General features: G+C 67.3%; 10 protein-coding genes. 4 read left to right on the plus strand and 6 right to left on the minus strand.

The genetic code is table 11. The features are described 5' to 3' along the window. Window positions 1–46: 46 nt before the first annotated feature. Window positions 47–781 (minus strand): peptidoglycan DD-metalloendopeptidase family protein, encoded by a 735-nt coding sequence (locus HWX25_RS00670; protein WP_175906482.1) that lies wholly within the window; start codon window positions 779–781, stop codon window positions 47–49. Between the two features lie 426 nt (window positions 782–1207). Between HWX25_RS00670 and HWX25_RS00675 the strand changes: the two genes are divergently transcribed. After that, window positions 1208–1528 (plus strand): hypothetical protein, encoded by a 321-nt coding sequence (locus tag HWX25_RS00675; protein WP_006760526.1) that lies wholly within the window; start codon window positions 1208–1210, stop codon window positions 1526–1528. Between the two features lie 115 nt (window positions 1529–1643). On the opposite strand, the gene HWX25_RS00680 is transcribed toward HWX25_RS00675, so the two are convergent. From HWX25_RS00680 to HWX25_RS00695, 4 genes are all read right to left on the minus strand, one after another. Then, complete coding sequence (locus tag HWX25_RS00680; RefSeq protein ID WP_059818776.1) at window positions 1644–1988, minus strand: DUF4148 domain-containing protein; 345 nt, start codon at window positions 1986–1988, stop codon at window positions 1644–1646. 200 nt (window positions 1989–2188) lie between these two features. Further along, window positions 2189–3601, minus strand: a complete 1413-nt coding sequence (gene gndA, locus HWX25_RS00685) for an NADP-dependent phosphogluconate dehydrogenase (protein ID WP_059524672.1) — start codon at window positions 3599–3601, stop codon at window positions 2189–2191. A gap of 97 nt (window positions 3602–3698) precedes the next feature. Beyond that, the gene (locus HWX25_RS00690) at window positions 3699–4340 is read right to left on the minus strand and encodes a DUF938 domain-containing protein (RefSeq protein ID WP_175906484.1); all 642 of its coding nucleotides are present in this window, start codon (window positions 4338–4340) and stop codon (window positions 3699–3701) included. Further along, a complete protein-coding gene (locus HWX25_RS00695) occupies window positions 4337–5233 on the minus strand; it encodes an NAD-dependent protein deacetylase (RefSeq protein WP_175906486.1) in 897 nt (298 codons plus the stop codon). The genes HWX25_RS00690 and HWX25_RS00695 overlap by 4 nt, the downstream gene beginning before the upstream one ends. Before the next feature lie 1154 nt (window positions 5234–6387). Here HWX25_RS00695 and HWX25_RS00700 point away from each other — a divergent pair. Together HWX25_RS00700 and HWX25_RS00705 are read left to right on the plus strand one after the other, a co-directional pair. Continuing rightward, the gene (locus tag HWX25_RS00700; RefSeq protein ID WP_175906489.1) at window positions 6388–7347 is read left to right on the plus strand and encodes an LLM class oxidoreductase; all 960 of its coding nucleotides are present in this window, start codon (window positions 6388–6390) and stop codon (window positions 7345–7347) included. A gap of 288 nt (window positions 7348–7635) precedes the next feature. Continuing rightward, window positions 7636–10089, plus strand: coding sequence for a mechanosensitive ion channel domain-containing protein (locus HWX25_RS00705; RefSeq protein ID WP_175906491.1), 2454 nt, complete (start codon window positions 7636–7638; stop codon window positions 10087–10089). A gap of 383 nt (window positions 10090–10472) precedes the next feature. Here the strand turns inward: HWX25_RS00705 and HWX25_RS00710 are convergent, their stop codons facing one another. After that, complete coding sequence (locus tag HWX25_RS00710) at window positions 10473–10634, minus strand: hypothetical protein (protein WP_175906493.1); 162 nt, start codon at window positions 10632–10634, stop codon at window positions 10473–10475. 327 nt (window positions 10635–10961) lie between these two features. Between HWX25_RS00710 and HWX25_RS00715 the strand changes: the two genes are divergently transcribed. Continuing rightward, a complete protein-coding gene (locus HWX25_RS00715; RefSeq protein WP_175906494.1) occupies window positions 10962–12797 on the plus strand; it encodes a S53 family peptidase in 1836 nt (611 codons plus the stop codon). The last annotated feature ends 15 nt before the right edge of the window (window positions 12798–12812 follow it).

Below are 12812 nucleotides of genomic sequence, written 5' to 3' on the forward strand. Positions count from 1 at the left end.
ACGGGAACGTGTGCGCCGCGCGGCGCACACGCCTTGACGCAGCACGTCAGCCGCCGTTGCGCGGCAGGAAGTTCATCGGATCGACGACCTTGCCGTTCTGCCGGACTTCGAAGTCGAACGTCGCGCGACCGCTCGCGTCGGTGCCCATCTCGGCGACCGGCTGGCCCGCGCGCACCGCATCGCCTTCGTTGACGAGCAGCTTGCCGTTGTGCCCGTAGGCCGTGATGAGCCCGTTGTCGTGCTTCAGGATCACCAGCGGGCCGTATGCCTTGACGCCGGACCCGGCGTAGACCACTCGCCCGTTTGCCGCGGCCCGCACCGAACGGTCGGGCCCGGTCGCGGCGATCACGATGCCGCGCGTCTTGCCGGCCAGGAATGGCGCGGCGACCATGCCCGTGGCCGGCCAGGCCAGCGAGCCCGGTTGCGCGGCCGCGGCGGGCGCCTGCCCGAGCGAGGTCGCGGCAGGCGGCGGCGCGACGCGCAGCACCTGGCCGGGCGACACGGCGTCATTCGGCGACATGTGGTTCCAGCTGGCCACGTCCTGCACGCGCTGCCCGTAGGCGGCGGCGACGCCGGCAAGCGTGTCGCCCGGATTCACGCGGTAATAGCCGGCGATCACGCCCGGCGTGGCGACCGACGCCGGCGTCGACGGTCGTACCGGCTGCCAGCTGTCGGTCCACGGCGTCATCGTACAGCCCGTCAGCGCGGCGGCCGCGACGACGAGCGCCGCCTGAGGCAACCAGCGCGCAAGCGCATCGTGGATCGGAATCGTTTTTCTCAAGGGTCCTCCCGGATTTGCGTCGTTGCGCCGCCCACCGCCCTCCGGCGTGCGGCGCACGATGTCCGGCCAGAGGCCGGACCAACCAGTATCCGACCGCTCTCGCGGCCGTCAGTTTCCACAGCGGGACGTCGGCGCGAACGGGCTCACCGGCCCCTTTTTCGCGCCATTTTCGCGTCGTCCCGGCCGTCAAAGATACCATCTGTCGTGGTCAGGACCGCGACAGGCGCCCGATCCGGCAACAATCTTGCGGTCTCGCAGACGCGTGTCGGCGGGCCGCGAGCCGCATCGCGTGGGGTGTCCGGAGCGGCTTCAGGCCGCCGTTCCGCAGCCGCCAGCCGTGTCTCGCCGACAACCTCCACCGCGCCTCCGGCCGCCTCCTATACTCGGAGGTGCACCGCAGGTTCCAGCGATAACGAGGAGAAAACCATGAACAATGCGACGTTTCTGTCCGTGCAACTCAACGCCGAGGATTTCGCCGGTTCCAGCGGCCTCGTCGAACTGCTCAACCGGCACCTGCTGTTCGCAACGGACGTCGCCGAAGCCGCGGACGCACTCGTCCAGCTGGCGAGCGTCGCACACCTGAGCGGCGCCACGCGGCACAGCGTCGAGCTGCCGGTACTCGCGATCGAGCGGCTGCGCGACGCGCTCGACACGCTGAGCGGCTACGACGAGGCCTGGCTCCAGGCGCTGGAACCGGCCGACGCGCTGTTCCGGGACATCGGCCGCGGGCCGCGGCCGCTGCATTGACACGGCGGGCGCCCCCAATGAAAACAGCCCGTCGTTCCGTGATGCGGAACGACGGGCTGCGGGTACTGCGTGGGGTCACATCAGGCCGCACGTGCGGCCCGGTGATCGATGCCGATTAACGACCCTTGTAGACCGGTGCGCCATCCGACACGCGCTTGACCTGCCAGCCGGTCTTGGCGGCCGCCGGAGCGCCCGATTCCTGCTGGGCGACCGGTTGCGCACCGTAGCCGCTCGTATCGGCAGCGGCCACGTTTTGTTGCGGGTTCACGCGGGCTTCGGCTGCCTGGATGCCTGCCGGGTAGTCGGTACGGTCGCTGCCCAGCTTGTAGCCGGCCTGTTGCAGCTGGGCCAGTTCGGCCTTCACCTGCGCACGGGTGACGGGGGCGTTCTGTTGGGCGAACGAGACGGCGGGAACAGCGAGGACAGCAGCAGCAGCGAACGTTGCGATCAGCGATTTCATGATTACCTCCGGGATTTTTTTGCTCCGCCGCACACACCATGTCTGCAGCGATGGAACAAAGTTTAGTCCCGAGATCACCTAGGGAAAACCATGAAAGAACGAAAACACTGTTTCCTCGAAGCCAACAATTCCGGCATCCGGGAACGAAAAACCCTACTCAAAGAATAGAATTTCGCAACAATGCCATCCTCGCCCGCCGGTTACGACCAGTTCGCGTGGAAGCTGCCCGGCTTGTCGGTACGCTCGAACGTATGCGCGCCGAAGAAGTCGCGCTGCGCCTGCACAAGGTTCGCCGGCAGCCGCTCGGAACGGTAGCTGTCGAAGTACGCGACCGCCGACGCGAACGCCGGCACCGGCACGCCTGCCTTCACCGCGGCCACCACGACGTCGCGCAGCGCCGTCTGGTAATTCGCGGCGATGTCCTTGAAGTACGGGTCGAGCAGCAGGTTCGCGAGCGCGGGATCCTTCGCGTACGCGTCCGTGATCTTCTGCAGGAAGCGCGCGCGGATGATGCAGCCCGCGCGGAAGATCTTCGCGATCGTCCCGAGATCGAGGTTCCAGCCATACTCTTCGGACGCCGTGCGCAGTTGCGCGAAGCCCTGCGCGTACGAGATCACCTTGCTCAGGTACAGCGCGCGGCGCACCGCTTCGACGAACGCGGCGCGATCGCCGTCGAACGGCGCGGCGGCCGGACCCGACAGGATCTTGCTGGCCGCGACGCGCTCGGTCTTCAGCGACGACAGCACGCGTGCGAACACCGACTCGGTGATCAGCGGCAGCGGCACACCCAGATCCAGCGCGTTCTGGCTCGTCCACTTGCCGGTGCCCTTCTGCGCGGCGCGATCGAGGATCACGTCGACGAGGTGCTTGCCGGTTTCTTCGTCCTTCTTGCCGAAGATCTTCGACGTGATCTCGATCAGGTAGCTGTCGAGCTCGCCCTGGTTCCACTCGGTGTACACCGCACCGAGTTCGTCGTTGGTCAGGCCCGCGACGTCCTTCAGCACGGCATAGCTTTCGGCGATCAGCTGCATGTCGCCGTATTCGATGCCGTTGTGGACCATCTTCACGTAGTGGCCCGCACCGTCCGGCCCCATGTATGCGACACACGGCTCGCCGTCCGACGGGGCCTTCGCGGCGATCTGCTTGAGGATCGGCTCGACCAGGTCGTACGCGTCGCGCTGGCCGCCGGGCATGATCGACGGGCCGCGCAGCGCGCCCTCTTCGCCGCCCGACACGCCGGTGCCGATGAAATGCAGGCCCGATTGCGCGAGTTCCTGGTTGCGGCGGATCGTGTCCGTGAAATGCGTATTCCCGCCGTCGATCAGCACGTCGCCCTTCTCGAGCAGCGGCTTTAGCGATGCGATCGTCGCATCGGTCGCTTCGCCGGCCTTCACCATCATCAGGATCCGGCGCGGCGTCTCGAGCGACGCGACGAACTCTTCGAGCGTATAGGTCGGTACCAGATTACGGCCGGGGAATTCGGCGATCAGTTCGTCGGTTTTCTCGCGGCTGCGGTTGTACACCGACACCGCGTAACCGCGGCTCTCGATATTGAGTGCGAGATTGCGGCCCATCACCGCCAGCCCGATCACACCGATTGCTTGTTTGCCCATTAGTCAATTCTCCGGAAAAAACAGGGCGCGACCCGAACCGGGCCGCGCGCACAGGCGAAAGGATAGTGGAAACCCGGCTGCGATGCGCAGTTGCGTGTCATTGCTCCGCGTGCGGCAGGCGCCGGAACACGACGCTCAGGTTGTTCGCCGGCATCTCGACGACCTCGATGCAGTCGAGCCCGCGGTCGAGGCCGAGCGCGACGACCGCCTCGAGATCGCGCACGCCCCACGACGAGTCGCGGCTGCGCAACTGCTGGTCGAACGCTTCGTTGGACGGCGCGGTGTGCCGGCCTTCGCGACGATACGGGCCGTACAGAAACAGCACGCCGCCCGGACGCAGCACGCGCGACGCGCCGGCGAACAGTGCGTCGGTGCAGGCCCACGGCGAGATGTGGATCATGTTGATGCAGACGATCGCGTCGAATGCCGCGGCCGGCCACGACGCGTCGCGCACGTCGAACGCCAGCGGCTCGGCCAGGTTCGCGAGGCCGGCATGCGCGACCCACGCGGCGATCGAGCGGCGCGCGTGCGCGTCGGGATCGCTCGGCTGCCAGCGCAGCGCCGGCAGCGCCCGCGCGAAATGGACCGCATGCTGCCCGGTGCCGCTCGCGATCTCGAGCACGTCGCCGCTGGCCGGCATCACGCGACGCAGCACCTCGAGGATCGGCTCGCGATTACGCTCGGCCGCCGGCGCCGACAGCCGCGCGGACGGATCGGGCGAGGACGTCGGCCCGGTCACGATGCGTGCTCCGGCGCGTCGCCGGCGACGCCCAGCCGCACGTTCAGCGCGTCGAGCGCGGGCGCGCAACGCGCCTCGACCTTCAGCGTCAGCATCGGATCGGCGCGCGTATGGCCGAGGTTCAACGCGGCAACGGGCTTGTTCTGCGCCTGGGCCCACACGCAGAACCGGTAGCCGGAATACACCATCAGCGACGAGCCGACGACGAGCAGCGCATCGGCCGCATCGAGCGCCTGCGACGCCAGCGCGACGCGTTCGCGCGGCACGTTCTCGCCGAAGAACACCACAGCCGGCTTCAGCAACCCGCCGCAGGCCGGGCAGGCCGGAATGCGGAACGTGTCGAGCGCGGCCCATTCGAGGTGCGCGTCCCCGTCGGCGGCGGGTTCCGCCTGCGCACCGAGCAGCTCGGGGTTGTCCATTTCGAGCAAGGTCTGGATCGTCGCGCGCGCGTGATGCGCGCCGCAATCGAGGCATGTGACGCCGTTGATGCCGCCGTGCAGTTCGATCACGTCGCCGCTGCCGGCACGCTGGTGCAGCCCATCGACGTTCTGCGTGACAAGGCGCTCGATCCGGCCGGTGCCGCCGAGCCGCGCGAGCGCGACGTGCGAGCGGTTCGGCTGCGCACGGCCCACCACGGGCCAGCCGATCATGCTGCGCGCCCAGTAGCGGCGGCGCGCGGTGTCGGAACCGAGGAATTCGTGGAGCTGGATCGGCGGCGAGCGCATCCATTGACCGTTGCGGTCGCGATAGCCGGGAATGCCGGAATCCGTGCTGATGCCCGCACCGGTCAGCACGAGCAGCCGCGGATGGCGCTCGACGAAAGCGTGCAGCGCATCGAGCGCGGCCGGATCGATGCTGGCGGATGAGGGGGTGGGCAAGGCGATGTCGTTCATGTTGGCGGCGCGTGATCGGGCGCGGTGGCAAACCGTGCGGCCAGCGCGCCAGCACATGATACAGAACGCCGCGCGATCGGGCCGGCGATCCGCACGACACCGGCGCGGCAAAAAAAGACGCCCATCGACCACAAGGCGATGGGCGCTCCAACAATTGATCCATCGGGGTAGTGGATCAACTGACAGCACAATGTCGTCAGATCCACCGCGGCGCGGCCGGCGGACCTTTCCCCTGGACTACACCTTCGATTTCCTGATGTCGGGCGGATCGCCACGCGGCACCGCGTGCGGCAGGCACACGCATGCGTCGCGCTCGGCACGCGTGCGTTTCGCGCGCCGGCATGACGATCCGGAACTCATGATTGCCCATCTGCGTGCACGGGCGGTTCATCCCCGACGGCCGACCGGCACCGGTCGGCCTCGTGCGTCATGCATGCACGTCGTCGTTCGGAACGAACCCGAATTGTTCGGATGGAACGAAAGGCCGCACGCTCATGTCACCGCGATTAGCGGCGAAGCGAATTCACGGGCAGGTCGGCGATTCATGTTTGCAACACGACACGTTGCGATTCGGTCTGTTCTCATTCTCTTGTCCCCGTCTTCGATGCGTCCGACCCACTGAAGCGATGGCCGGCCCTTTACCGCGCCGGCGATCGCGCTCACGGCGCACACAGACATGCAAGGAGCGCACCATGCTTCGCGGCGCAAGGCCGCGCGGCCGGTGAAGTGACCCCGATGCAGATCGGGCGGCGACAGAAATACGTGAACGTTTCGAAAGTGAAACGACGGGAAGCGGCGTGCGCGACCGGCGGATGGACGCGACGCCAATGTTGCAGGAATGTGACGTGTGCGCCGGCGAGGCGTTTGCACGTGAACGACGCCGACGATCTGCTTACAATCGCCTGCTCCTGACCACGCATGCGGGATCGAACGCGCAGGTCGAACATGCGTGCGTCCCGGCTGCCGACGCGCCCCGGGCGTCGTCCGCAGTGCGTTCGTGCAGATTGACTGCCCGATGACCGAAGGCGCCGATCATGCCGGAACCGCCGATGCCGCCGCGCATCGCTCGCGGCGCGTCGCAAGCGTCGCGCAAACACGTTAGCATGCGAACACCGTACGGCGCGCCCGCTTCGCCCCGTCTTCAAGGAATGGACATGCCCCTGCCCGCCTCCGGCCGCGCCGACGTCGCGCAACGCGTCTTCTCGCCCGAGCGGCTGTCGATCGGCCTGACGCTGCCGCTGCTGCGTGGCGGCCGGACCGTCGCCGATTTCAACGAGCAGCTCGAACTCGCGGCGCTGGCCGATTCGCTCGGCTTTCGCGCACTGTGGGTTCGCGACGTTCCGCTGAACAGCGCCGACTATCCCGACCCGGTCGGGCACCTCGATCCGTGGGTGCTACTCGGCGCGCTCGCGTCGCGCACGCGCCGGATCGTGCTCGCCAGCGGCGCGATCGTGCTGCCGCTGCGTCATCCGCTGCATATCGCGAAGGGCGCGCTGTCGGTCGCGACGCTGTCCGGCGGACGCTTCGTCCTCGGCCTCGGTTCCGGTGACCGGCCGCCCGAATATGCGGCGTTCGGCGTCGATGCGGAAACGCGGCGCGACCGGTATCGCCGGCATTGGGACATCGTCGCGGCCGCGCTCGGCGTGCCGTCCCGCGTGCTGCCCGACGAAACACCGCCCGACGCGCCCGACTTCACGCTGCTGCCGCGCGGCGACGCCGCGGTGCCGATGCTCGCGGTCGGCTCGGGCGGACAGAGCGTCGACTGGATCGCACGGAACGCGATCGGCTGGATGACGTACCACCGCGATCCGGACACGCAGCGTTCTCGTTATTCGATGTGGCGCGCGGCCGTCGACCGGCTCGCGCAACCGGGCTTCCGCGCGTTCGGCGTGTCGATGCGGCTCGATCTCGATGCGAATCGCGATGCGCCGGCCCGCGCGTTGTCGCTCGGCTACGCGACCGGACGGAACGCGTTGATCGGCATCTTGCGGGACATGCGCGCAGCCGGCACGCACCACGTCACGCTGAATCCGGGCTCGGACCGGCCCGTGCGCGAGGTCATCGAGGAAATCGCCGAGCACGTGCTGCCGATCTTTCACGACGAGCAGGGTTGATTCATCAGGAGTCCGGAGTTCGCTGCAGGTAGCAGCAGTCGTGGTTTGCACCGAATCGATGTGCCCGGGAGCACGTTTCGTTCCTGGCCTGACCGTCACAAGAGTCGACGTGCGCGAACAAGGGCTCGCGAACACCGCCGGCACGCGAAAACAAGCCGCGCCGCCTGCCGCATGCCCGATTCGAATACTCGTCGACGGAACTATTCGGGTCCGTTCGCGATCATGTTAACTTCCGTCCATCGTCCAGACCGGCGGGCCACATTTCGATGTGCGCCCGCATGCCAACCCATGCGACATTTCCTGCTCGGCTGGCTGCTCGCCGCCGTCGTATCGATCGCTCACGCGGCTACCCCTGCACCAGCCGCCGCGTCGGCCGCCTCCGGCGCGGCGCCGACACTGACGCCGCAACAGGCGCAGCGCGCCCTCTCCGTCCTGCAAAATCCGCGCGAGCGCGAACAGGTCGAAACGACGTTGCGCGCGATCGCGGCCGTCGGCGTGCTGAGCACGCCCGTGCTTCCGGCGAGCGCCGCGGCACCAGCCAGCGCGGCATCGGCCGCCACCGCCGCGCTCACGACGAACGGCCTCGCGTCGATGCTCGTCCGGCAGGGAGCACGCTGGGCCGGCGAAATCGGCGGCGCGCTGAACGAATCGCTGCGCTCGCTGCTCGATGTCGGCTCCGTCGGCAGCTGGTGGCACGAGCGGCTGGTGCGCGCCGACGAACGTGCGGACCTCACGCGCGCGCTCCTGGTCATCCTCGCCGTGCTCGTGCCCGCGTTCGTCGTCGAATGGTTCGCGAAGCGGCTGCTGCGGCGCGCGCTGGCCGCCCTGGGCACGCGTCGGGCCGAATCGTCGCGTCTGGCCGAGCCCGAACCCGCCGAGGCGGACGATTCCAGGGCGTCAGCGCCGGCCGACGCCGACGCCAGCGCCAGTGCCGAAGGCACCGCCGCGCCCGATACGTCGTCGCAAGGCCGCGGCCATGCGCGGCGCCACACCACGCTGCTGCGCCGGATGCCGCGCGCGTTGGTCAGCCTCGCGCTGCGCGTGGTGCCGCTGCTGGTGTTCGTCGGCGTCGCGAGCCTGACGATGTCGGTGCTCGACGGCGCCGGCACGCCAACCGAAACAGCACTCGAATCGTTGATTGACATCTATGTGATCTGCCGCCTCGTGACGATCGTCAGCCGGCTGTTCTTCCAGCCCGATGCGCGGCAATTGCGGCTGCTGCACGTCAGCGACGCATGGGCCGCGATCGCGCAGCGCTCGATCGCGCGGATCGTGATCGTCGTCGGCGTCTGCACGGCCGCGGTCGAGATCGCCGCGAGCTTCGGCCTCAGCGACGCCGGTCACGTCGCGCTGCTGAAAGCGGTCGCGCTCGTCGGCCACTTGATGATCTCGGCGCTGATTCTCCGGTGCCGCCAGCCGGTCGCCGCCCGCATCCGCGCGGCCGGCGACGATCGGCCGGCCTTCGCGATGATCGGCAACGCGCTCGCCGATGCGTGGGCGCCCGTGTCGGTGTTCGTCGTGATGGCGCTGTGGTTTGTGTGGGCGCTCGACGTCCACAACGGCTACCGCGTGCTGATCGCGCTCGGCGGCCGCTCGATCGCCGCGATGATCGGCATGCGGATCGTGTCGATCGTCGTGTTCGGTGCGCTCGCGCGACTGTTCCAGCGCCGCGACGACGATCGCACGCTGGTCCACCTGCACGCGTACCGCTACTACCCGCTGGTCCGCCAGATCGTGTCGGCGGCGATCGCCGTCGTGACCGTCGTGCTGCTGCTGCAGATCTGGGGCGTGCCGATCTTCCACGCGTTCCAGACCGGCACGATCGGCCATCGGCTCGCGTCGGCGCTGATCACGATCGCGATTGCGGCCGTCATCGCGCTGATCGTGTGGGAAGCCGCGAACATCGCGATCGAGCGCCGCCTGCAGCAGTGGACGCGCGAGGGCAACCTCGTGCGCGCGGCGCGGTTGCGCACGCTGCTGCCGATGCTGCGTTCGCTGCTGTTCATCATGATCGCGCTCGTCGTCGTGCTGACGGGCCTCAGCGAAATCGGCGTGAACATCGGGCCGCTGCTCGCCGGCGCCAGCATCTTCGGCGTCGCGCTCGGCTTCGGCTCGCAGAAGCTCGTGCAGGATTTCATCACCGGGATCTTCCTGCTGATGGAGAACGCGATGCAGGTGGGCGACTGGGTCACGCTCGCCGGCGTGTCCGGCACGGTCGAATACCTGTCGATCCGCACGGTGCGACTGCGCGCGGGCGACGGGTCGCTGTATACGATCCCGTTCAGCTCGGTGACGACCGTCAACAACACGAATCGCGGGCTCGGCAATGCAGCCGTCAAGGTCAGCATCGCATACGGCCAGGACATCGATCGGGCGATCGCGACGCTGAAGGAGATCGGCGCCGCGTTGCGCGACGATCCGAATTACAAGGACGGCATCCTGTCGGATTTCAGCTACTGGGGTATCGACCAGGTCGACGGCGCGACGATTGCGCTGGCCGGACAGATCCAGTGCAAGGACTCGGCACGCTGGGGCGTGCAGCGCGAATTCAACCGGCGTATCGCGGTGCTGTTCCACGAACGCGGAATCCGGATCGCGAATCCGCAGCGCAGCCTCGTCGCGTATGACGACGGTTCGCGGCCCGTGGCGCCCGAGAACGATGCGAACGGCGCCCCTACCGCCGGCACGCCGGCCGCGGAGCAACCGCCGCCGCCCGCTTCACCAGACCGCAAGCCGGACTGACCGTGCGGATGCCGCAGGCCCGGCCACCGCGTGTCGTGCCGTGCCGTGCCGTGTCGTGCCGTGCCGTGCCGTGCCGTGCCGTGCCTGTGCCATTGAACTACCTATAGCCGCGCGCTGAACGCGCTTCGCCGCGTTCGCCAGCGCTGCCCACTTCGCGTCGGCCACCCGCTCGCCAACTTCACGGTCACAACCATCCCAATCGAAGACGACCGCGGGAGATTCGAATGATTTCTCGAATACCGTTCGTTCATTACGAATCGAATCGCGAATTATTCGGCCGACATATCTGAAATTGCATCCGGTTTCGGGTTTGAAAATTACAAAATACCCCGTGACTTTTCAAAAGCATTTCAGCCTAACCAATTTAACTTTGTTTCATATCATCAGAAAAAGTTTGACACCGAACTTTCGTTCTTGATACCGTCCGATGCAAGCAATCCGACGAATTGCAAACCACGCAAGCGTTCCCGCTCGACGCATCTCGTTTCCGCCGCACCGAAGTTCTCGCCGCCGACAATCGCTTCTTCCGTTGGCGCATGCAACATCCCGATGCACTCATTGGGCAGCCGCCATCCGGCAGCAGTCCGAAGGACCTAACCAGATGAGCAGGACACCGAAACTGTTGCTCTAGCCATCCCGCCTGCATCAGGCCTGCTGGCGCGGCCGGTCCTCATCGCGGCCCAGCGCCTTCTTTACCGAGCTTTCCAGCATTTCGCCCCCGGAGGATCATCACCCGTCCGGGTCGGGCGAAAGGCCCCGTCGCGTCCGCGCTATCCGCGCGAGCGCGACGGATATCGGCGGCGCACGATCCGCGCCGCTGTCGACCGTTGTTGTTCGTGCAGTTCGATGTTCAACCGGAGGGGTAATTCAAAATGAATCAGGTTGCAAACAAGAAACAAAAGCACATCCTCATCGTCAAGCTCGCCTTCGCCGCCGCAGCAGCCGCTTCGTTCGGCATGACGGCCGTCCAAGCCGCACCGGCCGCCGGCTGGACGGAAACGCGCACCAAGGGATTCCTGCCACTCGTCCAGCAAGGTGAAAGCAGCAGTACCGCCGGTGCGCCGGCGGCCAGCACCGCCGCCGCTGCCGCGGCTGCCACCGAGATGGCGCCCGGCGAATCGGTCGACATCGTGCTCGGGCTGAACCTGCGCAACGAGGCGCAACTCGATCAATACCTGCACGACCTGCATACGCCCGGCTCACCGCACTACAAGCAGTTCCTCACGTCGGCACAGTTCGCCGCGCAATACGCGCCGACCGACCAGCAGGTCGCCTCCGTCGTTGCGCACCTGCGCCAGGCCGGCTTCGTCAACATCGTGGTCGCGCCGAACCGCCTGCTCGTGTCCGCGTCGGGCACCGCGGCAACGGTCAAATCGGCGTTCCGCACGACACTCAAGCGCTTCACGCGCAACGGCCGCAACGTCTACGCGAACACCGATGCCGCGCAGGTGCCGAATGCAATCTCCGGCATCGTCGGTGCCGTGCTGGGCCTGCAGAACGTCGAGCTCATGCATACCGGCGCGGGCAGCAAGCCGCAAGGCAACACCAGCAACCTGACGATTCCGGCAGGCGCATCCGCGGTGCCGCACTACCCGACGGAATTCTCGTCGCTCTACGGCGGCGACGGCACGCCGACGGCCTCGCAAACCACCGTCGGCATCATCTCCGAAGGCGATCTGTCGCAGACGGTCAGCGACCTCAACACGTTCGCCGCCAACAACGGCCTCGGCACGATCAGCAGCAGCGTCGTGCCGACGGGCCCATCAGGCAGTTCGTACACCGATACATCCGGCACCGTCGAATGGAACCTCGACAGCCAGTCGATCGTCGGCGCCGCCGGCGGCAGCGTGAAGCAGGTCGTGTTCTACGTGGCGCCGTCGATGACGCTCACCGCGATCACCGCCGCGTACAACAAGGCGGTGAGCGACAACGTCGCGAAGGTCATCAACGTGTCGCTCGGCGTGTGCGAATCGTCCGCGTACAGCACCGGCTCGCAGGCGACCGACGACACCATCTTCAAGCAGGCCGTCGCGCAAGGTCAGACCTTCTCCGTATCGGCCGGCGACCACGGTGCGTACGAATGCGCGAGCGGCACGCCGTCGCGCTCGACCTACACGGTGAGCGAGCCCGCGACGTCGCCGTACGTGATCGCGGTGGGCGGCACGACGCTGTTCACCAACACGTCGACCAACGCATACAACAGTGAAATCGTGTGGAACGATCCGAGCTGGCAGCCGGGCACCGTATGGTCCACGGGCGGTGGCTACAGCAAGTACGAAGCCGCGCCGTCGTGGCAATCGTCGAGCCTCACCGGGTCGACCAAGCGCGCATTGCCGGACGTCGGCTTCGACGCCGACCTGCGCACCGGCGCGATCCTCGTGGTGAACGGCCAGACGTCCGACACGCTGTGGGGCTCCGGGTACCTGAACAACGAAGGCGGCACGAGCCTCGCCGCGCCGATCTTCACCGGTATCTGGGCGCGGCTGCAATCGGCCAACAACAACACGCTCGGCTTCCCGGCGTCGAGCATCTACAAATACTTCCCGAGCAATGCGGCGCTGGTGCACGACGTGACGTCCGGCAACAACGGCAGCGGCACGTACGGCTACAAGGCGAAGGCTGGCTGGGACGCGACGACGGGCTTCGGCAGCGTGAACATCTCGAAGCTGAACACGTTCATCCAGAGCACGTCGGATTTCGCGCGCTGATCGATCGTGCAATGA

The organism is Burkholderia sp. BCC1640 (genome assembly GCF_902833125.1).
GTDB classification, from domain to species: domain Bacteria; phylum Pseudomonadota; class Gammaproteobacteria; order Burkholderiales; family Burkholderiaceae; genus Burkholderia; species Burkholderia diffusa.